The organism is Actinoplanes sandaracinus (assembly GCF_030009775.1).
Classification (GTDB): Bacteria; Actinomycetota; Actinomycetes; order Mycobacteriales; family Micromonosporaceae; genus Actinoplanes; species Actinoplanes sandaracinus.
In genome coordinates this window covers 48554-73718 of the sequence record NZ_JASCTH010000028.1, presented here as the reverse complement: position 1 = coordinate 73718, position 25165 = coordinate 48554, and the positions used below count along the sequence as shown (strand labels likewise).

The 25165-nt window shown below is 70.8% G+C and carries 21 protein-coding genes, 1 tRNA gene and 1 riboswitch; of the genes, 11 read left to right on the top strand and 11 right to left on the bottom strand.

Features of this window, described 5'->3' with window-relative positions; all coding sequences use genetic code 11:
- Positions 1 to 7: 7 nt before the first annotated feature.
- A riboswitch (SAM riboswitch) is annotated at positions 8 to 147 on the bottom strand.
- Between the two features lie 90 nt (positions 148 to 237).
- The 3 genes from QLQ12_RS35195 to QLQ12_RS35185 all read right to left on the bottom strand — a co-directional run bounded on the left by QLQ12_RS35195 (position 238) and on the right by QLQ12_RS35185 (position 4864).
- Positions 238 to 1140 carry a GNAT family N-acetyltransferase gene (locus QLQ12_RS35195; RefSeq protein WP_282765119.1) on the bottom strand — a complete coding sequence of 301 codons (903 nt, stop codon included), beginning with the start codon at positions 1138 to 1140 and terminating at the stop codon, positions 238 to 240.
- 71 nt (positions 1141 to 1211) lie between these two features.
- Entirely contained in the window at positions 1212 to 2090 is an 879-nt protein-coding gene (locus tag QLQ12_RS35190; protein WP_282765118.1) for an ABC transporter permease, read from the bottom strand.
- On the bottom strand, positions 2087 to 4864 hold the full coding sequence (locus tag QLQ12_RS35185) for an alpha/beta fold hydrolase (protein WP_282765117.1): 2778 nt from the start codon (positions 4862 to 4864) through the stop codon (positions 2087 to 2089). The genes QLQ12_RS35190 and QLQ12_RS35185 overlap by 4 nt, the downstream gene beginning before the upstream one ends.
- A gap of 212 nt (positions 4865 to 5076) precedes the next feature.
- On the opposite strand from QLQ12_RS35185, the gene QLQ12_RS35180 reads away from it, so the two are divergent.
- The gene (locus QLQ12_RS35180; protein WP_282765116.1) at positions 5077 to 7311 is read left to right on the top strand and encodes an AAA family ATPase; all 2235 of its coding nucleotides are present in this window, start codon (positions 5077 to 5079) and stop codon (positions 7309 to 7311) included.
- An 18-nt stretch (positions 7312 to 7329) separates the two neighbouring features.
- On the opposite strand, the gene QLQ12_RS35175 is transcribed toward QLQ12_RS35180, so the two are convergent.
- Both QLQ12_RS35175 and QLQ12_RS35170 read right to left on the bottom strand, forming a co-directional pair.
- Complete coding sequence (locus QLQ12_RS35175) at positions 7330 to 7659, bottom strand: DUF3263 domain-containing protein (RefSeq protein ID WP_282765115.1); 330 nt, start codon at positions 7657 to 7659, stop codon at positions 7330 to 7332.
- A 173-nt stretch (positions 7660 to 7832) separates the two neighbouring features.
- Complete coding sequence (locus QLQ12_RS35170; protein ID WP_282765114.1) at positions 7833 to 8618, bottom strand: DeoR/GlpR family DNA-binding transcription regulator; 786 nt, start codon at positions 8616 to 8618, stop codon at positions 7833 to 7835.
- A 191-nt stretch (positions 8619 to 8809) separates the two neighbouring features.
- On the opposite strand from QLQ12_RS35170, the gene QLQ12_RS35165 reads away from it, so the two are divergent.
- The 3 genes from QLQ12_RS35165 to nagA are packed head-to-tail and all read left to right on the top strand — an operon-like array spanning position 8810 to position 11750.
- Positions 8810 to 9733, top strand: coding sequence for an SIS domain-containing protein (locus QLQ12_RS35165; protein WP_282765113.1), 924 nt, complete (start codon positions 8810 to 8812; stop codon positions 9731 to 9733).
- Positions 9730 to 10662, top strand: a complete 933-nt coding sequence (locus QLQ12_RS35160) for an ROK family protein (protein WP_282765112.1) — start codon at positions 9730 to 9732, stop codon at positions 10660 to 10662. The genes QLQ12_RS35165 and QLQ12_RS35160 overlap by 4 nt, the downstream gene beginning before the upstream one ends.
- Positions 10659 to 11750 carry an N-acetylglucosamine-6-phosphate deacetylase gene (gene nagA, locus QLQ12_RS35155; protein ID WP_282765111.1) on the top strand — a complete coding sequence of 364 codons (1092 nt, stop codon included), beginning with the start codon at positions 10659 to 10661 and terminating at the stop codon, positions 11748 to 11750. Before QLQ12_RS35160 ends, nagA begins: the two co-directional genes overlap by 4 nt.
- On the opposite strand, the gene QLQ12_RS35150 is transcribed toward nagA, so the two are convergent.
- Together QLQ12_RS35150 and QLQ12_RS35145 are read right to left on the bottom strand one after the other, a co-directional pair.
- Positions 11747 to 12448 (bottom strand): phosphatase PAP2 family protein, encoded by a 702-nt coding sequence (locus tag QLQ12_RS35150; protein WP_282765110.1) that lies wholly within the window; start codon positions 12446 to 12448, stop codon positions 11747 to 11749. The two genes, nagA and QLQ12_RS35150, sit on opposite strands and share 4 nt — an antisense overlap.
- A gap of 9 nt (positions 12449 to 12457) precedes the next feature.
- Positions 12458 to 13891 (bottom strand): trypsin-like serine peptidase, encoded by a 1434-nt coding sequence (locus QLQ12_RS35145; protein WP_282765109.1) that lies wholly within the window; start codon positions 13889 to 13891, stop codon positions 12458 to 12460.
- Between the two features lie 89 nt (positions 13892 to 13980).
- Here QLQ12_RS35145 and QLQ12_RS35140 point away from each other — a divergent pair, with 89 nt between their 5' ends.
- Positions 13981 to 15201, top strand: coding sequence for a DUF4032 domain-containing protein (locus QLQ12_RS35140; RefSeq protein ID WP_282765108.1), 1221 nt, complete (start codon positions 13981 to 13983; stop codon positions 15199 to 15201).
- On the opposite strand, the gene QLQ12_RS35135 is transcribed toward QLQ12_RS35140, so the two are convergent.
- Positions 15198 to 16958 (bottom strand): NAD(P)-binding protein, encoded by a 1761-nt coding sequence (locus QLQ12_RS35135; protein WP_282765107.1) that lies wholly within the window; start codon positions 16956 to 16958, stop codon positions 15198 to 15200. The genes QLQ12_RS35140 and QLQ12_RS35135 overlap by 4 nt on opposite strands.
- 123 nt (positions 16959 to 17081) lie before the next feature.
- Between QLQ12_RS35135 and QLQ12_RS35130 the strand changes: the two genes are divergently transcribed.
- Both QLQ12_RS35130 and QLQ12_RS35125 read left to right on the top strand, forming a co-directional pair.
- Positions 17082 to 18092 carry a hypothetical protein gene (locus QLQ12_RS35130; RefSeq protein WP_282765106.1) on the top strand — a complete coding sequence of 337 codons (1011 nt, stop codon included), beginning with the start codon at positions 17082 to 17084 and terminating at the stop codon, positions 18090 to 18092.
- 128 nt (positions 18093 to 18220) lie between these two features.
- Positions 18221 to 18706: an MSMEG_6728 family protein gene (locus QLQ12_RS35125; protein ID WP_282765105.1), complete on the top strand. Its 486-nt coding sequence runs from the start codon at positions 18221 to 18223 to the stop codon at positions 18704 to 18706.
- Between the two features lie 121 nt (positions 18707 to 18827).
- Here QLQ12_RS35125 and QLQ12_RS35120 read toward each other — a convergent pair whose 3' ends face one another.
- The gene (locus QLQ12_RS35120) at positions 18828 to 19244 is read right to left on the bottom strand and encodes a GNAT family N-acetyltransferase (protein WP_282765104.1); all 417 of its coding nucleotides are present in this window, start codon (positions 19242 to 19244) and stop codon (positions 18828 to 18830) included.
- 194 nt (positions 19245 to 19438) lie between these two features.
- On the opposite strand from QLQ12_RS35120, the gene QLQ12_RS35115 reads away from it, so the two are divergent.
- Positions 19439 to 20980 carry an outer membrane protein assembly factor BamB family protein gene (locus tag QLQ12_RS35115; protein WP_282765103.1) on the top strand — a complete coding sequence of 514 codons (1542 nt, stop codon included), beginning with the start codon at positions 19439 to 19441 and terminating at the stop codon, positions 20978 to 20980.
- 77 nt (positions 20981 to 21057) lie between these two features.
- Here QLQ12_RS35115 and QLQ12_RS35110 read toward each other — a convergent pair whose 3' ends face one another.
- Positions 21058 to 22143, bottom strand: coding sequence for an ABC transporter ATP-binding protein (locus QLQ12_RS35110; RefSeq protein ID WP_282765102.1), 1086 nt, complete (start codon positions 22141 to 22143; stop codon positions 21058 to 21060).
- A 137-nt stretch (positions 22144 to 22280) separates the two neighbouring features.
- Here QLQ12_RS35110 and QLQ12_RS35105 point away from each other — a divergent pair.
- Positions 22281 to 22357 (top strand) — tRNA-Thr (locus tag QLQ12_RS35105).
- A 556-nt stretch (positions 22358 to 22913) separates the two neighbouring features.
- Here the strand turns inward: QLQ12_RS35105 and QLQ12_RS35100 are convergent.
- Positions 22914 to 24161 (bottom strand): MarR family winged helix-turn-helix transcriptional regulator, encoded by a 1248-nt coding sequence (locus QLQ12_RS35100; RefSeq protein ID WP_282765101.1) that lies wholly within the window; start codon positions 24159 to 24161, stop codon positions 22914 to 22916.
- Between the two features lie 35 nt (positions 24162 to 24196).
- Between QLQ12_RS35100 and QLQ12_RS35095 the strand changes: the two genes are divergently transcribed.
- Together QLQ12_RS35095 and QLQ12_RS35090 are read left to right on the top strand one after the other, a co-directional pair.
- The gene (locus QLQ12_RS35095; RefSeq protein WP_282765100.1) at positions 24197 to 24640 is read left to right on the top strand and encodes a hypothetical protein; all 444 of its coding nucleotides are present in this window, start codon (positions 24197 to 24199) and stop codon (positions 24638 to 24640) included.
- Entirely contained in the window at positions 24637 to 24978 is a 342-nt protein-coding gene (locus tag QLQ12_RS35090; RefSeq protein WP_282765099.1) for a transcriptional regulator, read from the top strand. The genes QLQ12_RS35095 and QLQ12_RS35090 overlap by 4 nt, the downstream gene beginning before the upstream one ends.
- Positions 24979 to 25165 lie beyond the last annotated feature (187 nt).

Here is a 25165-nt window from a genome sequence, read left to right as displayed (position 1 = left end):
ACGTTTCCTCTCATCTTTCCCCGCGGCGACCTGCCGGAACGGGGACGGAATTAGCACCTGCCACGCGCGGTCTCGCCATCGAGAATTGCTGCGCGGTGGTTGCCGGGGCTTCGTCGGGCCGTATCCCTCTGCCCCTCTGGATGAGGTATTCAGTTGTTCCCACACCTTACGACGAGATCCCGCCAACACCACAGGTAGTTCCCGAGGTGTGAGCGACCTCCTTCCCGGAGCGCGGGTCTAGAGCTCGGCCACGCAGGAGAGCTGGGTGGCGACCGGGCGGTAACCGAGACGGGCGTTCACCGCCAGCATCGGGGCGTTGGACTCGTCGTTGCTGGTGTAGGCGGTGCGCACCCCACCGGCCGCGGCCCGGACCAGCGCCGCGGTCTTCACCAGGCGGGCGAGGCCACGGCCGCGATACGCCGGCGCCGTGGCGGTCATGTCCGACCAGACCCGGTCGCCGTCCCGCAGCACCAGCGAGAACGCCACGACCGCCGAGCCGTCGAGCGCGACGGTGCTGGCGTCCCGGTCCAGGCCGGGCTCGTCCCAGATCTCGTAGCGCCAGGTCGGATACGGCGTCGGCTGCGACGGGACGTCACCCGGCTCGTCGGTCGCGGCGGCCACGTCGGCGTCGTAGAGCGCCCGCTCGTCGACCTCCCGGATTCCGGCGAGCCGGATCCCGGGCCCGGGATCCGGGACGCCGGTGAACCCGGTCAGGTCGAGCGCCGAGTAACGCAGCTCGCGGGACGGCTCGAACCCGTGACCACGGGCGAACCCGACCGCCTCCGGGACGGCCCAGGCGCCGGCCCGGCGGACTCCGACGGCTCGCAGATGCGCGGTGGCCTCGGCGAGCAGGGCGACGCCGACGCCTCGGCCGCGGTGGTCCGGGTGCACGTGGAGCGAGACCTGCCCGAACCCGGGATCCGCCGAGCGGGGCTGCCGGAACGCCGAGGCGGAGCCGACCACCTCACCGCCCCTCTCGGCCGCCAGGAAGATCCGGTCCTCACCCGGTGGTGGTGAGGCCAGCATGCGGCGGGTGGACGCCTCTCCACGGACCAGGTAGGGGTAGACCGCGGCGCGGAGCGCGACCACGGCCGCCGCGTCGGTGGGCCGGGCCGGGCGGATCGAGAAGTCAGCAGTCACGCCCGACATGTCACCCGGCCGGTGGCCCCGGAGTCAACCGATATCGGCGTCGGCCGGGGCCCGGCGCGGGGTCAGGAGGTGACGTCCTTGCGGGTGAAACGGTAGAACGCGAACCCCCAGAAGAGGGTGGCGTAGACGACGGCGGAGATCGCGCCCTTGGCCAGCTCGTCCGCCTGGATCGGGGTGGACAGCATCGCGCGCCAGGCCTCGGTGTAGTGCGTCGGCAGGATCTTCCGCAGGTCACCGAGGGCCTCGATCTGGTTCAGGATGCTGGAGAGGATCCAGAGCATCACCGCGCCGCCCACCGCGCCCAGCGCCGCGTCGGTCAGGACCGAGAGCAGGAACGCCAGGCCGGCCACCACCAGCAGGGTCACCGCCAGGTAGGCCACGATGCCGAGCAGGCGGAGAAGACCCTCGGCGGGGGAGATCTCGGCCGCGATGGTGCTGCCCAGCGGCCCCCACCCATAGCGCACGGTGCCGATCAGCAGGCCGGTTCCGACCAGCAGCAGCAGCGCCAGCAGTGAGTAACCGGCGGCGACGGTCAGCTTGACGCCGAGCAGCCGCGCACGTGGCACCGGGACCGCCAGCAGATATCGCAGGCTGCCCCAGCTCGCCTCACTCGCCACGGTGTCGCCGAAGAACAGCGCCACCACCACGACCAGCAGGAACCCGGCCGACACCGCCAGGCAGAAGAGAGCGAAATTGAGGCCGCTGGAGGTGGCCAGGTCGGCGATGCTGCTGAACGAGCCGCCGCCGTCGCCCTCGTCGTCCCCCGGGTTGCTGTTGCCGAACTCGAAGGCCGCCCAGACGATGATCGGCAGCACGACCATGAACCCGAGGGCCAGCTGGGTGCGCCGGCGGGACGCCTGGCGGCGCACCTCGGCCCAGATCGGCAGGGTGCGGGAGGCCTTGTAACCGGCCGCCGCCTCCAGCGTGCTGACAGCGCTCATCGGTCTCCACTCCCTCGCGAGTTGTCGCCGACCAGGGTCAGGAAGGCGTCCTCCAGCCGGCGGCGCGGCACCAGCCGGTCCACCCCGATGCCGGCCCCGACCAGCGAGGCGACCACCTCGGCCCGCGGCGTGCCGTTCATGTCGACGATCAGTCCGTTGGCGCCCTCGGCCGTCACCGAGCGCACGCCCAGCTCCTCCAGGATCCGGGTGGCGGCCGGCACGTCGGAGACGTCCAGCTGCACCGACGGGGACTCGCCGACGATGTCGTCCACCAGGCCGGACGCGACGATCCGGCCCTTGTTGACCACGACGGCGTGGGTGCAGGTCTGCTCCACCTCGGCGAGCAGGTGGCTGGAGACCAGCACGGCCCGGCCGTCGGTGGCGTAACGCTGCAGGACACGGCGCATCTCGGCGATCTGCGGCGGGTCCAGCCCGTCCGTCGGCTCGTCGAGGACCAGCAACTCGGGCAGGCCCAGCATGGCCTGGGCGATCGCGAGCCGCTGGCGCATGCCGTGGCTGTACTTACGGGTCTTGCGGTGGATCGAGTCGCCCAGGCCTGCGATCTCCAGCGCCTCGTCGAAGCGGGCGTCCGCCCACGGGCGGCCGGTGGCATGCCAGTACGCCTTGAGGTTCTGGTAGCCGGTCAGGTGCGGCAGGAAGCCCGGCCCCTCGACCAGCGAGCCGACCCGCGACAGGATGGGCGCGCCGGGAACCAGCCGGTGCCCGAAGACGAAGATCTCGCCGGCGGTCGGCTGCGTCAAGCCCATCAGCACCCGCAGCGTGGTGGTCTTGCCGGCGCCGTTCGGGCCGAGCAGACCGACGACCTGGCCGCGCTGGACCGTGAAGCTGATCTCCTGGACCGCCACGAACCCGTCGCCGTACGCCTTACGCAGGCCGTTCACCACGAGGGGTGTGTCCGCGTATTCCTCGGTGACGGTGACGTCCCGGCGGCGATGCAGGACCCGGCGCACCAGCAGCAGCGCCAGCAGGCCGAGCACGATCACGCCGACGACGCCGGCCAGCGCCCACCACCAGAGCCCACTCGGGTCGGCGATCGGCTTGCCGGTCAGGATCGGCAGAGTGAGCGCCGGCTCCACCGCGACGGTGTAGACGGCCGGGGCCGCCGGGGTGAGGAACGCCTGGTCGGAGGTGGCGACGGTGACGCGTACGGTATGGCCCGCCTCGATCTGCCGGACGACTGCCGGCAGCGTCACGGTGACCGGCTGGGCCTGGTCGAGGACGGCCGGCAGGCCGGTGAGCCGGACCGGCGCGACGAGGCCGGCGCTGAGCGTCGCCGTGCCGTTCGGGTCGACGTCGTAGAGCTTGACGAAGACGACCGCCTCGCCGGTCGGCGACGCCACCCGCAGTCGCAGCGTGGGTGAGCCGGAGACCTCGGCCGCCGTGGTCAGCGGCGCGGACTCGAAGACCGCGTGCTGGCCGGGGACGTCCAGGGCGATGCCGCCGCTGAGCACCGAGCTGAGCCGGCCGGTGAGGCCGGGCATCGAGGAGATGGCGCCGGGGTTGCCGTTCGGCGGGTTGGCGACCTGCTGCGCCGCCCCCTGCAGGGTGATCTCGGTGCTGCCGGTGCCGGACAGGCCGGGGTACGCGTCCGTGGAGTAGCCGTTGGTGACCAAACCCCGGTCGAGCGCGCTGAAGCCGGCCACCCGGGAGAAGGTGAAGTCGTCGCCCGGCGCCTCGCCCTCACCCTTGAGGTAGTGGTCGAGCCACTGGACCGTCAGGAACTTGACCCGGTCGGAGTCGGAGGTGGGACCCGCGCCGCCGTCGTGGCCGCCGGTGAACCAGGCGACCTTCACGGGAGTGCCGGCCGCCGCGATGCCCTTGGCGTTCGCGTCCGCCTCGGAGAGCGGGAAGAGGGTGTCGACGGCGCCCTGGATCAGCAGGGTCGGCGCCTTGATCTTGTCGAGCACCGAGGCCGGACTGGACCTGCGCAGCAGCGCGAGGGTGCTCTCGTCGGGCACGCCACCGGTCGCCATCTGCAGGTAGGCCTTGCAGACGTCCTCGGCGAAGCGGCCGCAGGCGGGATCGGTGGCCGGCATCGCGCCGCCACGGCCCGCGTCTGTCCCGCCGGTGAGCGCGGCGGCCGCGCCGCCGAGGGGGGCGGCTCCGCCGTTGCCGAAGAAGTAGCCGGCCCAGCTCTTCTTGAACACGCCGGTCGCGCTGGTGCCGGCGGCCTGCGGGACGAGGGCCTGGCCCAGGTCGTTCCAGGTGATCGACGGGACGATCGCGTCGACCCGCTGGTCCTGGCCGGCCAGCATGAGGGCGAGGGCGCCGCCGTAGGAGCCACCGACCGCCGCGACCTTCGGGTCGCCGGTGGCGTCGGTGCTGATCTCGGGACGGGTGGCCAGCCAGTCGAGCAGCCGCTGAGCGTCCTTGACCTCGTGGTCGGGGCTGTCCAGGTGGATTTGCCCGGTGCTGCGGCCGAAACCGCGGGCGGTGTAGGCGAGGACCGCGTAGCCGCGCTCGGCCAGCGACTCGGCATCGCTGCGGACCGACTCCTTGGTGCCGCCGAACCCGTGCGCGAGCAGGACCGCGGGGACCTTGCCGGCACGGTCACGGGGCAGATAGAAGCGGGCGTCCAACTCGACGGAGTCGCCGGACAGGCGGAGATCCTCGGTGGTCCAGGGGTCGGTCGTCGGGCGCGCGGCCCAGACGGCCGCGGCGGCGAGCACCACGAGAGTGGCCGCCACGGGGACGGCCCGGCGCCGGTTGAGCCGGGGTATCGCACGGCGCAAACCGGCGGTCAGGGCTGACATGGCGCAAACGCTAGCCCGATCTGGCTGAGGGGCGGCTGTGAAACCTCTCAGTGGTCCGGCCCGGTGCTGAGCCACTGCTCAGGGACGCCGACAGCGCCCGGGTGACCGGAGTCACCCGCACGGCGGCCAGGATCGGGAACGAGGCGTCACTACCGCTCGACGGATAGCGTGGACAGAACTCGACCCCAGATCATCAATCGGAGGCACGCCCGGTGGCAGACGATCTCACGCTGACCGTGACCCTGCGGCCGGCCGCACTGGATGCGAGGCGCGGCATCGTGCGGCTGCATCCGGAGGTGATGGCGGCGCTGGATCTGCGTCCCGGCGACCCGGTGCGGCTGACCGGAAACCGGGTCACGGCCGGCATCGTGGCGCGAGCGGAGACGACCGCCGGGCGCGGGCTGCTCTACGCCGACGACCTGATCCTGGGCAACCTCGGCATGCGCGACGGCGGCCAGGTCACCGTCACGCCGGTCCCGGTGGTGGCGGCGCGCGGGGTGACGCTCGCCGGGCCGCCCGAGGTGGTCGCCGTGGTCTCGCCCGAGATGCTGCGCCTGGCGCTGCTCGGCAAGGTGGTCAGCACCGGCGACGACGTCTCGCTGCTGCCGCAGGACGTCCTCCCGGACGCCGGGCACCGCCCGCTGGTCGAGGCCGCCCGGCGCAGCCTGGCCAACCGGGTCGGCTACGCCTGGACCAGCACGCTGCTGACCGTTGTCGAGGTGACCGACGGCGACGCCGCCCTGGTCACCATGGACACCGTCGTCGGCTGGCAGCACGGCCCGACCGCGGCCGCCGCCGGTTCCCACGGCACGGTCGCCACCCGCCAGGTCTCCCCGGCCGCTCCGGCCTCGACCGATCCCGAAGTGCCGCCACCCAGCCTGGACGACCTGCCCGGCCTGCGTGCCCAGGCCAAGGAGCTGGAGGAACTGCTCGACCTCGGCTTCCACCACCGGGAGGTGCTGGCCCGGCTGGGCACCCGGGTCACGCTCGGCATCCTCGTCTCCGGACCGTCCGGCTCCGGCAAGTCCGCGCTGGTCCGCGCGGTCGGCGCCGCGGTGGGCGCGGAGGTCCGGACGGTCTGGGCGCCCGAGCTGGCCGCCCTCACCAACAGCGCGGCGGCCACCCGGCTGCGGGAACTCTCCCAGGAGGTCCGCGGCAAAGGCCCCGCCGTGCTGCTCATCTCGGACGTCGAGGCGCTGGCCCCACGCGAGGAGCCGGGCCCGATCTCCACGGTGTTCCGGCAGGTGCTGGCCCAGACGGTGGCCGAGGGGACGGCCGTCGTCTGCACCACCAGCCGGCCGGAGTCGGTGGATCCGGCACTGCGGGCGCCCGATCTGCTCGCCGTCCAGCTGACCGTGCCGCTGCCGGACCAGGCTATGCGCCGGGAACAGCTCGGCGCGCTGACCCGGGGGATGCCACTGGCCGAGGACGTGCGGCTGGACGACGTCGCCGGGCGTACCCCCGGATTCGTCGCCGCCGACCTCGGCGCGCTCGCGCGGGAGGCGGGGGTCCGGGCGGCGTTGCGGCTCGTCGGCGCCGACGCCGGCCAGGAGGCGTCGCCGATCGTCACCATGGCCGACTTCGAGGCCGCCCTGGAGGTGGTCCGTCCCACGTCGATGGCCGAGTCCACCCTTGAGGTGGCGGAGGTGACGCTGGACGACGTCGGCGACATGGCCGAGGTGAAGCAGGTGCTCACCGAGTCGGTGCTGTGGCCGCTGACCTATCCGGACACGTTCGCCCGGCTCGGTGTCTCACCGCCGCGCGGAGTGCTGCTCTACGGCCCTCCCGGCTGCGGGAAGACCTACCTGGTCAAGGCGATCGCCGGGACAGGCAAGGCCAACGTGCTCTCGGTGAAGGGCGCCGAGTTGCTCAGCAAGTGGGTCGGCGACAGCGAGCGCGCGGTACGGGAGCTGTTCCGCCGCGCCCGGGAGGCCGCGCCGACCCTGGTCTTCCTGGACGAGGTCGACGCCCTGGCGCCGGCCCGCGGGCAGGGCACCGACGGCGGCGTCACCGACCGGGTGGTGGCGGCGCTGCTGACCGAGCTGGACGGCGTCGAGGACCTGCGCAACGTGGTGGTGATCGGCGCGACCAACCGGCCGGACCTGATCGACCCGGCCCTGCTGCGCCCCGGCCGGCTGGAACGGCTGGTGTTCGTGCCGCCGCCGGACGGTCAGGCCCGCACCGCGATCCTGCGGGCGTCGTCGAAGGCGGTCCCCCTGGACCCGGCGGTCGACCTGGACGAGCTCGGGGCCTCGCTCGACGGTTTCTCGGCGGCCGACTGCGCGGCCCTGATCCGGGAGTCGGCGCTGGCCGCGATGCGCGACTCCCTGGAGGCGTCGACGGTCACCGCGGCGAACGTGGCGACGGCCCGCTCCCGCATCCGGCCGTCCCTCGACCCGGCCCAGGTCGCGTGGCTCCAGGCCTACGCCGAAACGCACCAGCCCTGACGGGCCGCCGGCCGGGGCTCAGCGGCGGCGGGTGCGGGCGCGGGCCGAGCGGAGGCGGCGCAGGCGGCCGATCAGGACCGGTTCCCGTTCGAGGGCGGCCGGGTTGTCGAGCAGGGCGTTGAGGAGCTGGTAATAGCGGGTCGAGGACAGGCCGAAGGTGTCCCGGATGGCCTGTTCCTTGGCGCCGGCGTGTTTCCACCACTTGCCCTCGAAGGCGAGGATCTCCAGCTCACGATCGGTGAGCGGCGACGCGGGCAGCGCCTCGGCGGGCTCGGCCACACGCGGAGCGGGAATGAGCTGCTGCTCCTCGACGGGTTGCTCTCCGGTCGGGTCGGCGGCGGGCTGCATGACACTCCCAGACGGCATCGGTGACCACGGACTTCACGAAGGATCCTCAGCATAGGCGCCGCTGACGAACCCCGCAGACGCTACCCCAGGCGATCGGGTCGCTACTGAACGTCCATATTGCCGACACCCGCAAGTGGTCCCCTCGACCCCCCGACCACGGCCGGCCTAGGGACTCAGGCGGTGATCACGTCCACCCCGGCCTCCCGGAAGGCGGCGATCGTCGAGGCGGGCGCGCCGGAGTCGGTGACCAGGGTCTCGACCTTGCCGATCGGGCAGATCCGGGCGAACGCGTGGCCGCCGAGCTTGGACGAGTCGGCGATGACGACCACCCGCTTGGCCCGGGCGACCATCAGGCTGTTCATCGAGGCCTCGCCCTCGTGGTGCGAGGCGGCGCCGAGTTCGACGTCCAGGGCGTCCACGCCGAGCAGCACGATGTCGAGGGTGACCTCCTTGAGGAGGGCGCCGCCGAGCGGGCCGACCACCTCGAAGGACTGCGGGCGGACCACGCCACCGGCGACCACGATCTTCATGCGCGACCGGAGCAACAGCTCGTTCGCGATGTTCAGGGCGTTGGTCACCACCGTGAGTTGAGAGCCCTCACCACCGGCGTTGAGGTCGGGGCGGACCGCCAGGGCCCGGGCCACCTCGGTGATCGTGGTGCCGCCGTTGAGGCCGACGACGGTGCCGGGCGTGACCAGGCGGGCCGCGGCCTCGCCGATGCGCTGCTTCTCAGCGGAGTGCTTGGCACTCTTGTAGCGCAGCGGCAGGTCGTAGGAGACTCCGTTGGCGACCGCACCACCACGGGTCCGGGTGATCATCTGCTGTTGGGCGAGCTGATCGAAGTCGCGGCGAATGGTGGCCTGGGACACGTCGAGACGCTCGGAAGCCTCCTCGACGGTCACCCGCCCGCTCTCCGTGAGTAGCTCTAGCAGGGCATTCCACCGCGCGTACCGGTCCACCCACCACTCCCCGATGCACGTTCCATGATAAGTGTGTGCACATTAGTGCGCGAAAGGCCCGGAAGCAAAGCGACCTGATGCGCGAAGGACCTTGAGAACTTGCCCCAGGGGCAGCACCGTGAGCACAATAACGCGCGAAAGACCCGGGAACCGAGCGCGAATGCGCAGCATCTACCGGTGAGGAAACAGACATGAGCCATGTCAAAGCGGAGATCGCCACACAACCCGAGTGCTGGCGACAGGCGGCGAAATTAGCCGAGACACCGGGACTTCCGGCCCGTGGCGAGCGCGTCGCCGTCGTCGGCTGCGGCACCTCCTGGTTCATGGCCAAGTCGTACGCGGTCCTCCGGGAACAACTGGAGCACGGCGAGACCGACGCCTTCCAGGCCTCCGACTTCCCGTCCGCCCGGCGGTACGACCGGCTGATCGCGATCACCCGGTCCGGCGCCACCACCGAGACGCTCGACGTGATGCGGACCGTCCGGGAGCACACCCCGGTCACCGTGTTCACCGCCGACAGCGCCGAGCCGGCCGCCGAGATCGCCACCGACGCCGTGGTGCTCGACTTCGCCGACGAGAAATCCGTCGTGCAGACCCGTTTCGCCACCAGCGTGCTCGCCACCCTCCGCGCCCACCTCGGCCACGACATCGAGGCCGCCGCAGCCGACGCCGAGGTCGCCATCCGGCTGCCGCTGCCGGTGCACCCGGCGCTGGTCGACCAGATCACCTTCCTCGGCCGCGGCTGGACCGTCGGGCTCGCCGAGGAGGCCGCACTGAAATGCCGGGAGACCGCCGGGTTCTGGACCGAGTCGTACCCGGCCATGGACTACCGGCACGGCCCCATCTCGATCGCCGGGCCGCGCCGCGTGGTCTGGGCGTTCGGTGACGTCCCGGCCGGGCTGGCCGAGGAGGTCGAACGGACCGGCGCCGCGTTCGTGCACAGCAGGCACCACGGCGGTTACGGCTCGATCGGGCGCTGGCTCAGCGGGCGTGCCCCGCTCGACCCGATGGCCGACCTGATCCTGGCCCAGCGTGTCGCTCTGGCCTTGGCCACCACACAGGGCCTCGACCCGGACAATCCGCGCAACCTCACGCGTTCCGTAGTCCTCACGTGAACCCTTCGCACCAGGCGGTGGTAGCCCTCGACGTGGGCGGCACCGGGATGAAGTGCGCCCTGGTGCGACCGGACGGCACGGTTCACCACGAGGAACGGCACCCCACCCGGGCCGACCGTGGCCCCGAGGCGGTCACCGAGACGATCCTGTCGGTCGCCGAGTCACTGGCCGCCAGAGCCCGCGCCGACGGGCTCACCCCCGTCGCCGCAGGCATCGCGGTGCCGGGGGTCGTGGACGAGGCCAACGGTGTCGCGGTCTGGTCGGCGAACGTGGGCTTCCGTGACGTACCGCTGAGGGATCTCGCCGTGCGACGGCTGGGGATCCCCGCCGCGCTCGGCCACGACGTCCGCGTCGGCGCCCTCGCCGAAGCCCGCCTCGGCGCCGGGCGCGGACGGCGACATGTGCTGTTCGTGGCGATCGGCACCGGCATCGCCGGCGGCCTGATCATCGACGGCCGGGGATATCCGGGCGCGCACGGCGCCGCCGGCGAGCTCGGGCACGTCGTGGTCCGGCCGGGCGGCACACCGTGCGGTTGCGGGCTGCGCGGCTGCCTGGAGGCGGAAGCGTCGGCCAAGGCGGTCGGGCGGCGGTACGCGCACCTGTCCGGCGAACCCGGAGCCACCGCGTTCGACGTGGCCACCCGCGCCGCGAAGGGTGACGAACTGGCCGGGCGGGTCTGGCAGGACGCCGTCGAAGCCCTCGCCGACGGACTGGTCACCGCGCAGGCGCTCTACGACGTCGGTGTGGTGGTGCTCGGCGGCGGTCTCGCCGAAGCCGGGGACGCCCTGGTCGACCCGGTCCGGGACGCGGTCGCCCAGCGGGTCACCTTCCACCGCTCCCCCGAGATCGTCCGGGTCGAGCTGGGCGACACCGCCGGCTGCCTCGGCTCGGCGCTTCTGGCCCTGGACAGTTTGAAAGGCGCCCCGTGACCCGAATCTCCGGCCGGATCGTCACCCCCGGCGCGGTCGTCCCCGGACACCTCGACCTCGACGGCGGCCGGATCGCCGCGATCGTGCCGGACGATACCGTGGGCGACGACGTGATCGTGCCCGGCTTCGTCGACCTGCACTGCCACGGCGGCGGCGGCCACACCTTCACCACCGGCTCGGTGGCGGCCGCCCACGGCGCCGCCGCCTTCCACCTCGGCCACGGCACCACCACGATGCTGGCCAGCCTGGTCAGCTCGCCGTTCGAGCTGATGCGGTCGGCCACTGCCTCCTTCCGGCCGCTGGTCGACGAAGGCGTGCTGGCAGGTGTCCATTTCGAGGGGCCGTACCTGTCCGCGGTGCGGTGTGGCGCACAGAATCCCGCCTACCTGCGCGACCCGGTGCCGGCCGAGATCGTCGAACTGATCAAGATCGGTGAGGGCGCGGTACGGATGATGACCGTCGCCCCCGAACTGCCCGGCGCCCTGGAGGCCATCGCTCTTCTGCGCGACCACGGGGTGCTCGCCGCGATCGGGCACACCGATGCGACGTACGACCAGACCCACGCCGGAGTGGCCGCGGGCGCTACCGTCGCCACCCACCTCTTCAACGGCATGCGCCCACCGCACCACCGCGAGCCGGGCCCGGTCGTCGGCCTGCTCTCCTCGTCGGTCGCGTGTGAGCTGATCGCCGACGGCATCCATCTGCACCCCGGCATGCTGGCCTTCGCCGCCGGCAGCGTCGGGCCGGACCGGGCCGTGCTGATCACCGACGCGATGGACGCCACCGGCATGCCCGACGGCCGTTACGAACTCGGCGGCCAGGAGGTCGTGGTCGCCGACCGGGTGGCCCGCCTGGCCGAGGGCGGTTCGATCGCCGGGAGCACGCTCACCATGGACGTGGCGGTGCGCAACGCGGTCGCCGCGGGCGTGTCCCTGACCGACGCGGCCCGGATGGCCTCGACCACCCCGGCCCGCCTGCTCGGACTGGCGGACCGCGGCGCCCTGGCCCCGGGCCTCCGCGCCGACCTGGTCGTCCTCGACGACGGCCTGCGCCTCAAGCACGTCATGCGCGCCGGAGAGCGGATCTAGAGACCGACCGGCCGGCCCCAGCGCTGCGAGACGGCCGGGAGCGGGACGCGGTCCCACGGGATTCGTTCCAGCAGGCGGGCCAGGACCAGTCCGAGGAAGAGCGCGGCGATCGAGTCGGTGAGCCAGTGGAACCCGGTGTACACCGTCGTGATGAAAACGATCACCACCGGCAGCACCCGGACCAGCAGTGTCTCTTGGCGGGACAGGGCGCGGCCCAGGAGCGCGGCGAGGAGCAGTGCGATCACCGCATACCAGACGAACGCGTTAGCGACGTGGCCGGACGGATAGCTCTGTGCTGCCTTGCCGAAGGCGCTCGGGTTGAACAGGATGGTCTTGTCCGGGCCGGGGAATCGCGGCGCGGCCCGGTCGAAGAAGACCTTCGCCGGGCCGATGGTGAACATCGTCAGAAGAAAGGCCGCGGCGAAGGGCATCGCCGCCCGGATCGACCGGGTCCTCCGGAACAGCAGGAAGGTCAGGATCGCCGCCACCGGCATCAGCACCTGCCCGCCCTGGCCCAGGTAGTTGACGACCCGGGCGGTCCAGTACACCTGACGCTGGCCGTGCTGGTCGAAGGCCCACTCGGCCACCCGCTGGTCCAGGTCCAGCAGGTGGCCTCGGGCCAGGGCGACGGTCAGGGCCGCGAACGCGGCCAGCGCCAGCACGTCGGGCCACCAGCTTCGGGCGATCTTGTCGGTCACCCTCTAAAACTAGAGGTACGTACGCAACCGCCCGGCCAGCAGATCGCCCCGGACCCCGGAGTTCGGGCATCCGCCGAAGTGATGCAGCGCCACCACCTTGTTGGTGCGGCGTGAGATGACCGGCGAACCGGACGAACCACCGGCGGTGTCGCAGAAGTACGAGACGTCGGAATGCGGGGCGTACCCGGTGTAGTCGGGGTTGTCGACGGCGCAAGTGCCGGCCGCCTCGCCCTGGCTGCCCGCGATCCGGGCCGGCTCACCGGCCGGGTGCTGCGGCACGTAGAGCTCCTCGCCCTTGCGCGGCCGGACGGTGTCGAGCGTGAGGAAGCCGAACTTCTGGATAGACTCGAAGCCGTCCACGGTGAAGAGGGTGTAGTCGTAGGTCTTGTCGGTGGCGAGCACCTGGTCGCCCCAGACCTTCGTCGGCTTGAAGACGTCGAAACCACCGCACTTGGCGCACTGGTAGTTGAACCACACTTCGGTGTCGTACGCCTCGTCCGAGCTGGTCAGGCAGTGGTTGTTGGTGATCATGCGGTTCTTCGCGCCGACTCGCCAGCCGGTGCACAGCTCGGTGCCGTTGATCAGGAGCCGGGCGATCGCCTTCGATTTGGTGTAGGCGGCCGGGTCCTTGGACTCGTAACAGACCGCGTCGGTCGAGGTGTCCGTGCCGCAGACCGACTCCTCCCGCCCGGGGCCGGCCGGCGAGCGGTCCAGCCTCTCCGGCGAGCGGTTCGACCGGTTCTCCCGAGGCGGCCTGCGCTGATCGCCACGGGCCACCTTGTCGATCCCGATGCCGAGGCCGCCGAGGGCGTTGCCGAGGCCGAGCGGATTGACCTTGCGGTGCACCTCGACGATCGCGGTGTCGCCGGTGACCGACATCGCCCAGCGGCCGTCGGCGTCGGCCTCGTAGCGGTACGACTCGGTGCCCTTCGGGTTCGACACCGTCACGTAGTCGCCCGGCAGCATGGCGAGCCGGTCGAAGTGCACCTTGACGTAGGAGGCGCCGGGGTAGGCGAACTCCTGCCGCTGCGGCCCGGACAGGTAGCCGAGCACGCTGTCGACCGGGAGGAGCCGGCCGATCCGCTGGCGGCCGGCCTCCTTGACCGTCGCCGATTCCAGCCGGTGGTCGGCCGGGTGCGACGCCGAGGCGGCGGGCGACGGCTCCGCCGACACCGTGCCCGGCCGGGGAGCCGACGCGTCCGGCGTGTTCGGCGTGTCCGATGTGGTTGGTGGGACTGATGTGACTCGTGGGTCGCCCACCCGGCCGGCCGGCGCCGACCCGTGGTGGGCCACCGGAGTGGGCGCGGCGGCGGCGACCGCGGGCGCTTCGTGCCAGGTGCCGACCGGGCGATCGCTGTTCCGCGCCGACACCACCGCGCCGGCCGATCCGGCCAGCGCCAGGGCGGCGCACGCTCCGATGACGATGCCTGTCTTGCGTCGCATGCCACTCCCGTACGTCGTGGGCGTTTTCGCACCTGTGTAACGAGCCACGTGCGGGCACGACTCGCCGCACGAACCGGCACACTTGGTCCGTGCGCATCACCTCCGCCCTCATCGACCCCGCGCTGCTGGATCTGCCGTGGCACATCCCGCTGGAGGATTGGCCGGCCGATCATCTGGTCGCACTGCCACAGGGCATCTCGCGGCACATCGTCCGGTTCGTGAAGCTGAACGGCGTGGTCTACGCCATGAAGGAGACCCGCGAGCGGATCGCCGAGAAGGAGTACGACCTGCTCCGCGCCCTGGAGCGGATCGACTTCCCGGCCGTCGAGGCGATCGCCATCGCCACCGACCGGCAGACCCCGGAAGGTGAGCCGCTGGAGACCGTCCTGGTCACCCGGCATCTACAGTTCTCCCTGCCGTACCGCGCGCTGTTCTCCCACGTGCTGCGGCCCGACACCATGAACAGGCTGCTCGACGCGCTCGCCGCACTGGTGGTGCGGATGCACCTGACCGGTTTCTCGTGGGGCGACTGTTCGCTGTCGAACACCCTGTTCCGGCGGGACGCGGGCGCGTTCGCCGCCTATCTGGTGGACGCCGAGACCGGCAATCTCTACCCGAAACTGTCCGAGGGGCAGCGCAGCGAGGACATCGAGATCCTGCGGCTGAACATCTTCGGCGAGTGCCTGGACCTGCAGGCCGCCGAACTGCTGCACGAGTCGATCGACCCGGAGACGGTGGTCGACGACATCGTGGCGCGCTACGAGCGGCTGTGGCATGAGGTCACCTACGAGCAGGAGGTGGAGCGCGGCTGCCGGCATCAGGTCGAGCGGCGCATCCGGCGGCTCAACGAGCTGGGCTTCGACGTCGCCGAGGTGTTGATGTCCACGTCGGACGACGGCACGTTCCTGGTGCGCCCAAAAGTCGTCGACGCCGGTTACCACACCCGGCGGCTGATGCGGCTGACCGGCCTGGACGCCGAGGAGAACCAGGCCCGCCAGTTGCTCAACGACCTGGACGCCTATCGCGCCGAGAGCCACCTGAAAGACGAGCAGCAGGCCGCGCACCGCTGGCTGACCGAGGTGTTCGAGCCGGTGGTGCGGGCGGTGCCGGCGCACCTGCGCCGCAAGCTGGAGCCGCAGGAGATCTACTCGCAGATCATCCAGCACAAGTGGCTGCTCTCCGAGAAGGCCGGGCGGGATGTCGGGATGGGCCCGGCGGTGCAGAGTTACCTCACCGACGTGCTGGTCAACAAGCCGGACGAGCAGGCCGTGCTGGGCGTCGAGGCGGACTCACTGAGCGGGTCGCTCTAGCGGTGGGGACTCAGCGGCGGACTGGCCAGTTCGGCGAGTACCCGCAGGCCTCTACGGCGGGCCACCACCAGGATCTCGTCGCCCTCGGCCAGCACCCGGCGTGGGTCCGGCACCCAGTCGACCCAGCCTTCCCCGGCCGCTGACATGCCGATCACCCGCGCCTCGCCCGGGTGGTCGGCGTGGTCCAGCGGCGCTCCGTCCAGTGGGGACATCGCGGCGACGGTGACCGTCGCGACCAGCACCGAGTGCCGGTCGACCGGAATGGTGGCGTGCACGTCGCGTTCCAGCAGGGCCGCCGCGAAGACGGGCGCGCAGATCCGGGAGACGCTGCGCGAGGTGTTGATCTGGAAAGCCGACTCGACCCGCTGCGCGAAGTCGTCGTCGAAGAGACGGAGCACCACCCGCAGGTCCGGGCGGGCGACCCGGGACTGCAGCGCCGCCTGCAGATTCACCGTGTCGTCGGTGGAGAGCACGACCAGCGCCCGGCAGGTGTCGATCGAGGCGGCCCGCAGTGTGGCCTCGGCGGAGGCGTCACCCACGATCACCGGAACGCCCCGGCGCTGCGCGGTCTTGATTCCTCGCGCGTCCGCGGCCCGGTCGATCGCGACGACCCGCAACCCGAGGTCGGTGAGCTGGCGCAGCACCTGGGTGCCGACGTTGCCGAGCCCGACCAGCACGATGTGGTCGCTCAACTCGCCGACGATCCGGCCCTGGGTGAGCGCGAGCCGCGCGTTCACCATGCCGTCCACCACCGCGGCGGTGATCAGCGGGATCAGCGCGAGCCCGGCGATCGTCAGCACCAGCTGGGCGGCCTGCGCCACCGGATTGCGGTCGATCTCCACATCGGACGAGCCGACGGCGGTCAGCAGCGTCATGTAGACCGATTTCCAGAGGCCCTTGCCCTCGCCGTCGTATGTCGTCAGCACCAGCCCGGCGATCAGCGTGGTGGCCAGCGTGATCATCACCGCGATGCCGAGTTTGCGGCTGAGCGCCGCGCGCAGCGCCCGCCCGACCGTGCGCAGCGGCCGCCTGCGGCGCCCGGCTCTGGTCAGCAGTTTCCGGGTCACGTCCTCCCCGGCGGGCCGGCCGACGGCCTCGGCCAGCACCAGGTCGGACGGCTTCGCCTCCGCCTTCTTCGGCTCGGCGGGCAGGACGCTCACCTCACCGTCGCCGGCCGCGCTGGTCAGGGTCAACACCGCCAGACGCTCGGGTACGTCTCCGCGATGCGCGACATAGAGGGTGCGGCCGGCGCGCCGGAAGTGGGTCGGCGCGACCTCGCCGAGTGCCGCCGCGACGAAGGCCGGCGCGGCCATCTCGGCGTCGGAGAGCACCGCGCAGTCCGGGAAGAGCCGGACCACGCTCTGCCCGAGCCCGGTGTTGAACATCCGCACCACCACGCGCAGGTTCGCCTCGACCTCGCGGGCGCAGAGCGCGGCGTGCAGATTGACCATGTCGTCCGGCATGACGAGGGCGAGCGCCGAGGCCGCGGTCAGGCCGGCCTCGCGGAAGGCCCGCTCGTCCAGCCGGTCGGCTTTGAGCCACTCCACACCGAGGTCGCCGAGCTGGGCGAGGTCGGGCACGTCCGGGCGGATCCGGTGCGGGGTGATCACCGTGATGCGGATCCGGTGCCGTGAGTTGGTGAGTTCTTCGGCGAGGGTGTAGACCAGCGCGTCGGCGCCACAGAGCACCAGGTGAGGCCGGGTGTCCTCATCGGACTCTGCATGCTTGTGGATCTTTTCGATCGGCTCGGCGCTCACGTTCACGAATCGTAGTCAGCCGGAACCCGCCCGTGGGGACGCTCGTTGCCCCATCCGACACCTTATGTCCGACTTGGTGGGTATCGACCGAACCCATCGTCCGATGTGGCCAGGAGAAGATCAGTGCGCAAGTTGTGGTGTGCCGGAGCGATCGCGAGCGGATTCCTGCTTCTCGGGGCGGCGCCCGCCCTGGCGGACGAGACCGTGGCTCCCGGAGCCGGCTCCGTCGCCGGATCCGCCCGGGGAGCCCTGAGCAGCGCTCTCGGATACGCGTTGGAACCGACCAACGGCTGGAAGCTGGGCAGCCCTCTCGCCTCGGACCCCCTCAGCGGTCAGCCGATGGTCCAGCTCGAACCCGGTCCCGGCCGGCACCTGGCGCAACTGGCGCCGGGCACACCCCAGACCGAGGACGCCAAACCCGCCAAGAACCGCAAGTCCAAGGCCGCCGGCCAGGGGATCGTGCCCGCCGCCGACGTGCTCCGCACCGTGCCCGGCGCCGCACCGGGATCCGGTGGACCGACCGACGGCGGCTCCGACGGCCCGCTCGGCGGCCTGCCCGTCCAGGGCGTTCCGATGCCGCTCGCCGGCCAGGATCTGCGCGTCGCCAACGTGCCGGTGGACGGGCTCGTCGGCCGCACCCTGTCCGGCTTCGGCGGACTGACCCCGGCCGGGGTGCCGTCCACTCCGGGGACCCGTACGCCCGCTCCCGACGAGCGGCCCATCGCCACCCCGCGGCTGGAACGCGACCAGGCCGACTTCCCGCTGCTCGGCGGTCTCGGCGGGGCACTCCCGGTGAGCACCCTGCAACGGGAGATCACCGACTTCCAGTCCGAGTTCACCGGGATGCCGTTCGGCGGCAGCCCACTCCGGACCGCCCGCTCCGCGAACACCGTGCCCGACGACGGCGCCGGCCCGGCCGCCACCCCGGCTCCTGTGGCATCCCCGGCTCCGGCCACCGCCGCGCCGTCCGCTTCCGCCACCGACGCCGGCGGCGCTCCGGCCACGCCGGCGCAGTCGTCCGCACCGGGATTCTCCGCAGGCGAGAACCCGCAGCCGGCGGGCGAGCAGGTCATCGACGACCCGCGCCTGCACGAGGAGCCGATCGACGGCTTCGTGGCCCCCGACAAGAAGTAGCCGTCACTCCCGCGAAGAGCGCGCCCGCGACGTCCACGCGGCGCGCTCTTCGCACGCGCTTTCCGGCGTGGGCCACCCACCGAGGTGAACGGCCGTCCGCCGGGCCGGAGGGTGTGGAGAATCGGAGGATGCAGACGTTCCTGCCGTTCCCGGACTTCCTGGCGAGCGCCCGCGCCCTGGACCCGAAACGCCTCGGCAAGCAGCGCGTCGAAACCATCCAGGTGCTGCGTGGCCTGACCGTGCCCGGTTACGGCTGGCGGCACCACCCCGCGGTCAAGATGTGGCACGGATACGAAGAGGGCCTGGTCCGTTACGGCCTGGACATGTGCGAGGTCTGGACCGCCACCGGCAACGCCGACACCTGCGCCGCCACCCTGCTCACCGACTTGCGGGCCACCGTCGGCGCCGCGTCGGTCCGGTCCCGGGACGCCCTGGCCGCCGCCGGCGACCTCCCACCCTGGCTCGGCGACGCGGCCCTGCATCTGAGCCACCGGTCGGCGCTGATCCGCAAGGACCCGGAGTTCTACCGGCCGATCTTCGGCGCCGACGTGCCGGCGGATCTGCCTTACGTGTGGCCGGCCTCGGACCGTCCACCGACCTTGGTCAACACCTGAGGCCCGGTGACGGCTCGCCTCAGCCCGAGAGGCGCGGCAGGGCCGGGACGGCGCGGCGGCGTCGCGGGGTAGCGCGGTACGCGCCGGTGCGGTCGGGGGCCGCCCGGCTCGTACCGGAAAATCATTTCGTCAGGTCCCAGCTGAGCAGGGTGAAGGTCATCTCCTCGTCGGCGCCGGCGCGGCGGTAGGTGGCCAGAGCAGCCTTGTTGTCGCTCTCGGCGGCCACCCACATGCCGTAGCAACCGTTTTTGCGGGCCAGCTCGGCGAGGGCCTCGACCAGGGCGGTGCCGACACCCTGGAGGCGGGCGACCGGGGCCACGCCGAGCTCGTAGATCAGCATTTCGGTGCCCTTGTCGGGATGGGTCGTCTCGACTCCGGTGATCATGCCGACCGGGCGGTCCGCGTCGTCATAGGCCAGCAGCAGGTGGTGGGTGGGGTCGGTGAGGAAGCGGCGAGTCACCGACGCGATCGGCGGCGCGTCGAACAGGTCTGCCGCGCTGTGGACGTCTTGCTCGGCGGTAACTCGTTCGATGCGCATGACGCCACGATAGCCACGGGTAAATCACGACTCGGCAATCGTTTCCCGACCGGGGTTCGGTCACTCGCCAGACTGATCATCTATGCCCGGCTCGGTACCATGACGGGCCGATGGCGGTGATGAGGGGCGGAGACATGGCGGGTCCGGGCGATGACGAGACGCAGCCGGCGGAGCCTTCCGAGGAAACTCAGCAGGTGACCCCGGCGCTCACGGATTCGATGCGCCACGCGCCGGGGGTGTCCGAGGCGGCGGCGCCCACGCCAGCCACCGCACCGCGGAGTTCGCCGGTCGACGTCCAGTACGCCGACCCGGTCGACCCCTGGGCCACCGCCGAGGCCGCCGCCATCGCCGCGGGCGGACATCCCGGCGGGTACACCCCGCACCCGGACGGCACCTGGACCGTGCCGGAACCGGGTAGGAAGCGGATCCGCACCTATCTGCTGGCCGGCGGCGCGGCCGCGGTGGTCGTCGCGATCGTCGCCGCCGCCGCGGTGATCTTCTGGCCGGGCCATCCGGCGCTGGACTACCACCCGCTCAAGCAGGTCGAGCGGATCACACCGCTCGTGCCGATCAGCTCGACGTTCGCCGACACCGAGGTGCTCGGCGAACGGGCCTACTTCGCCAGCGTGAACGACACCGGCAGGCTGCATGTGGTGGCCGCCGACACCGGCGACGGCCGGGTCTTCTGGGAGAGCGACCAGGCCGGGCAGGCCACCTCCTGGAAATCGATGTACGCGTTGCCGTCGGCCCTGGTCCTCATCTCGGGCACCGACTCCGCCACCAGCACGAGCCGGGTGGTGGTGCTCGACGCCATCTACGACGGCAAGGTGCTCTGGGAGAAGCGGCTCGGCGCCAACGACGACATCTACCTGAGCTCGAAGATCATGGTGTGGGTGAACCGGGAGGCCGACAAGCTGATCGGGCTCGGCACGGCTGACGGGCTGGAGAAGTGGTCGCTGGACGACCCCGACGCCTCCACGATCCACCTGATCACCACACCCGACGACCTGAACGGCCCGGCCGGCGACAACGGGCGGATCTTCGCGCCCGACACGGACGACGACCAACGGTTCGTGCAGATCGACAGCGACCGGACCGCGACGGTACGGGACCTGAACACCGGCAACGCCCTGCGGAAACGGCCCGGCGTGGCCGGCACGAGCGACAAGGTGGTCGCCCACGACGGCCGCCTCTACGTCCTGGAACCCGGCACCACCAAGCGGATCTTCTCGTACGACCTGGGCAGCCTGGAGAGTTCCCAGCCGGTCACCCTCCACACCGCATCGTCCACCGAGGACATCAAGTCGCTCACCCCCTGCGGAAAGCTGCTCTGCTTCGTCCTGACCAAGGGGTACGACCGGAAGACCGACGTCATCATGGCGGTCGGTGAGGAACCCTGGCAGAAACCCCAGCCCGAGGTCGAGGCCCTGGTGCCGGTCGGCGACAACGGGCTGCTGGCCGTCGGCGACGAGGGCACCGCGCTGCTCGTGGACGGCAAGGAGGCCTGGTACAACCTCGGCGTCGCCGTGCGCCTGGACGCCGGGAACGTGCTGCGCTTCTCCCGGGGGCTGAGCAGCTCGGTCGACGACCGGGGACTGTCCGGCGCCCACGTCGGTGAGAAGCCGGTGGATCTGGGCGTGCTCGAGGACGTCCGCTCGGAGACCTGCTCGTGGAGCACCTCGGCGGTGACGTGCGCGACCGAGACCGAGTACGTCATCTACTCGTTCGCCGGTTGACCCGTCCGTTCGTTCGCCGGTTGAGCTGAAAGGGCGGCCTCCCTGCCGGGAGACCGCCCTTTCTCAGTCGTTCAGCGTCAGATCCGGACGCCGGAGCCGGCGTTGAAGAGGTGCAGCGCGTTGGTCAGCGGACGGATGTAGACCGTCTCGCCCATCTGCGGCATGCTGCGACGCTCGGTCCGGACGACGAACCGCTCCTGGCCGCCACCGACCTCGGAGTGACCGTAGACGTTGGCGTCCGAGCCGAGGTCCTCGACCAGGTCCACCACGATCGGCAGCGCGTCGGGCGACTCGCCGACGACGTCGGCGGCCTCGGGGCGGAAGCCGACAGTGACCTTGCCGTCGCCACCCTGCGCGGCGGCGATCTGCTCACGGGTGAGCGGGATGTGCAGCGAGCCGAAGGTGGCGCCACCCTCGGTCAGCGACACGGTCTTGATGTTCATGGCGGGCGAGCCCATGAAGCCGGCGACGAAGACGTTGCCGGGGGTGTCGTAGAGCGCCCGCGGGGTGTCCACCTGCTGGAGCACGCCGTCCAGCATGACCGCCACCCGGTGACCCATGGTCATGGCCTCGACCTGGTCGTGGGTCACGTAGACGGTGGTGACGCCGAGCTTCGCCTGCAGCGAGGCGATCTGCGAACGGGTCTGGACGCGGAGCTTGGCGTCGAGGTTCGACAGCGGCTCGTCCATGAGGAACACCTGCGGCTGACGCACGATCGCGCGGCCCATGGCGACACGCTGACGCTGGCCACCGGAGAGCGCCTTCGGCTTACGCGACAGGTACTCCTCGAGCTGGAGCAGCGCGGCGGCCTCCTTGACGGCCCGGTCGATCTCCGCCTTCGGGGTCTTGCGCAGCTTCAGGGCGAACGCCATGTTCTCGTACACCGTCATGTGCGGGTAGAGAGCGTAGTTCTGGAACACCATCGCGATGTCACGAGACTTCGGCGGGAGGTGCGTGACGTCCCTGTCGTTGATGAGGATGCGGCCGCGGTCCACGTCCTCCAGGCCGGCGAGCATGCGCAGGCTGGTGGACTTGCCACAACCGGACGGGCCGACCAGGACGAGGAACTCGCCGTCGCTGATCTCGAGGTTCAGCTCGTTGACGGCGGGACGCTCAGTGCCCGGGTAGATCCGGGAGGCCTTCTCGTACGTGACGGTAGCCATGGTGAAACGACTTCCTTTCCACCGGCAGGAACGTGCCGGACGATCCGAGTAGAAGGAACAGCTCCGCCACCGTATTTGTTTTCTTCCGACCTGCCAAGAGTGCGGCCGCATCGCAGGACGTTATGCTGATGCCCGCTGCCCCTGTAGCTCAGATGGCCAGAGCACCCGTCTTGTAAACGGGAGGTCGTCGGTTCGATCCCGACCGGGGGCTCCAACCATCCTTCACCCGCGAAAACTCTCACCCAGAGGCTCAGGCGGGCGAAGCACGATGCGCGCATAGCGCCCGTCTACAGCCCCGCTGCCCACGTCACACGATCCGGATATCACCAGGTCAAGGCATCGGGAGCCCGATGCGCACGACCTCACGCCCGGAAACGGGAGACCGTCGGTTCCGTCCCGCCCTGCAGCCACTGCTTTCCTGAGGTTTCCGCTGCTCAGCCGCACGGACATCCAGCAGATCGATCGATCCCCAAAGATCTATGCTCCTGCGATGCTACGGATCTTGAAACGGAACCACCCCGTACCCGGCACCGACTCCTCAGCTGAGATACGTCACCCACAGGCGGTCCTGGAGTCCGACACCACATCATTGACCGCCGCGCCCCGCAGCTGAACCGCACGCCGGATCTCCGCAGCGTTGGCCACGTCCGGGACCAAGCACATGACTGACCGCTCGTTATCAGCGTCAGATCCGGATGTTCCTAGCTGGCTGGCCTGTGTTGTGGCCGCGCGGTGTCTGTTCCCGCGGATAGGCGTTCCAGCGAGCAGTGTCAGGTAGCTGATGGGTTCCGCGGCCAGGCGTCGACGAACCGTTCCAAGAGTTCGGCGAGTGTGCGTGATTCCTCTGCGGTGAACCCGGCGAGGGCCTCGGCCACGCCTCGTCGACGGTGCTCATGGATGTCGGCGACGAATTCTTTGCCCAGCGCGGTGAGGCGGATCAGGGTGTACCGCGAGTCGCCAGGCGCCGGCTCCCGCTCGATGTACCCCTTGCCGATCAATTCCGTGGTCAGCCGGCTGGCGCGCGGCCGGTCCACCGCGATCGCATCGGCGATTTCGGAGATCGACATGGCCGTGCGGGAGTCGTCGAGGGCATCGAGGTAGCGATAGCGGGCGGCGTTGTTGGCGGATGCAGCGCCCGGATCGCCCGGTGCGGCACGACGCTGAAGGCGGCGTGCTTGTTGGTCACGTCGGATCCGGACGAGAGCCATGGCAATGAGCTCATCTGGTCCTCGCTCGCCTGCCGTCACGTGGACTACGTTACAACAGTTGTAACTATACAACTGGAATTCTGCTACAACTGTTGTATGAATACAACTAAAGGCAGGCGTCGTCAACCCCCGATCGGCTACGCCCTGCGCAAGCTCGACCGCCTGATCGAGGAGCGGTTCGACAGCACCCTCGGCGAGCGCGGCATCAGCCGCCGGCAATGGCAGATGTTGAACACTCTCGCCGACGGCGGCCGCTCCTCGGCGACACTCACTGACGCCTTGGCGCCATTCCTCGACCAGGTGGTCGGTGAGACTGTCCAGCAACACATCGATCCGCTCACGCAGCAGAGACTCGTTCACCACGATGACGGCACTTTCACCCTCACCGACGCCGGCCGCAACCTTCTCAAGAGCCTGGCGACCGAGGTCCAGAACATCCGCGAGCTCACCACAGCCGGCCTCGACGAGCGACAGTACGAACAAACGATCGCCAACCTCCACACCATGATCCGCAACCTGGAGGATGCGCAAATAAGTGAGACGGATCCACGCTGAAGCCATCCGCTCATCGGCATGAGTCGGACGTCGGTGACAGTGACGCTCCAGGTGCAACGCGTAATCGACCGGTGCGGCGCACTGCATCGTCACAACGTGCACCAGCGAACTCGTCTCCCAGTCGGTGCACGACGGCTGTACGCCGAGCGACAGCTGGTCCAGTTCCCTGGCGCTGGAGCGCGCGGCACAGGACCCCAGGAAGTGTCCCGCCACCATTGTTGCCTTCCAGGAAAGATTCTGCGATAGTTGCCTCACGGGCAACACTTTCCCCTCAGGAAGGAATGGTTCGCATGGACGCCACCGAGGCCGCACAGGCCCTCACCGAGATCAACAAGCGCCAGCAGCAGACCCTGCGCCAAGGCAGCCCTCACCGGGTTCCGGCCTGGTTCAACTTCGGTTCGGCGGCCGGGCTGGTACTGATCTCCGCCAGTCACGACGTGGCGGGATGGATGGGCACCGCGATGGCGCTAACCGCCGTCGTTGTCATGATCAGCCTCGCCTTCGCGCTGGAACGCCTCACCGGCGTGCGGCTACGGCTCCGCGCCCAGCGCTGGACGCCAATGGTCCTGTTCGGCACGGCCGTGCTCACCACACTCATCGGCGTCGGCACACTGCTGCGCCTGTATGACGTCCCCGCCGACGGCACCATCGCAGGACTCGCCGCCGCCCTCGTGTGGGTCGTCGCCATGGCACCCGCCCAGGCCGCCGCAAGCACCTTCCGGAACCCGGCATGACCAGCACCCGGCCGGCCGGCTTCAACGAACTACTGCACTTCCCGGTCCGGCTCTCCATCGTGTCCCTCCTCGCTCCCGCCGCACACGCCGACTTCAGCTACCTGCGCGAAGCCACCGGACTCAGCGACTCCGCCCTCAGCAAACAACTGACCACCCTGCAAGACGCCGGCTACGTCGAAGTGCGCCGCACCGGCCGCCGCGCCACCGCACGCCTCACCGACACCGGCCGCAACGCCCTCAACCAACACGCCCACGCCCTACGAGCCCTACTCGGCAACGCCCTCGACTCCACCCCCGCCGGCGAAACAACCGCGGTGAACACCGGAAACCCCAGCTGACGCGATGCCGGACGGCCGGCTGCCCCCAGCCCCGGAATGATCACCCTTGGCGCCAGGGGTGAACGGCACGCCCGACCGGTTGCGGCCTACCCGGCCCGAACCACCACACACCCTGACCACACGCCACAACCCCACCGACTCACGGCGCGCAGCGGAGAGACCCGGACACGGCCGCAGCGGACACCGA

Coding starts and splice junctions, on each gene's coding strand:
- QLQ12_RS35190 (WP_282765118.1), bottom strand. CDS start 2,090: ATGAGCGCTGTCAGCACGCTGGAGGCGGCGGCCGGTTACAAGGCCTCC.
- QLQ12_RS35185 (WP_282765117.1), bottom strand. CDS start 4,864: ATGTCAGCCCTGACCGCCGGTTTGCGCCGTGCGATACCCCGGCTCAAC.
- QLQ12_RS35175 (WP_282765115.1), bottom strand. CDS start 7,659: ATGCAGCCCGCCGCCGACCCGACCGGAGAGCAACCCGTCGAGGAGCAG.
- QLQ12_RS35165 (WP_282765113.1), top strand. CDS start 8,810: ATGAGCCATGTCAAAGCGGAGATCGCCACACAACCCGAGTGCTGGCGA.
- QLQ12_RS35145 (WP_282765109.1), bottom strand. CDS start 13,891: ATGCGACGCAAGACAGGCATCGTCATCGGAGCGTGCGCCGCCCTGGCG.
- QLQ12_RS35125 (WP_282765105.1), top strand. CDS start 18,221: ATGCAGACGTTCCTGCCGTTCCCGGACTTCCTGGCGAGCGCCCGCGCC.
- QLQ12_RS35120 (WP_282765104.1), bottom strand. CDS start 19,244: ATGCGCATCGAACGAGTTACCGCCGAGCAAGACGTCCACAGCGCGGCA.
- QLQ12_RS35110 (WP_282765102.1), bottom strand. CDS start 22,143: ATGGCTACCGTCACGTACGAGAAGGCCTCCCGGATCTACCCGGGCACT.
- QLQ12_RS35095 (WP_282765100.1), top strand. CDS start 24,197: ATGGACGCCACCGAGGCCGCACAGGCCCTCACCGAGATCAACAAGCGC.
- QLQ12_RS35090 (WP_282765099.1), top strand. CDS start 24,637: ATGACCAGCACCCGGCCGGCCGGCTTCAACGAACTACTGCACTTCCCG.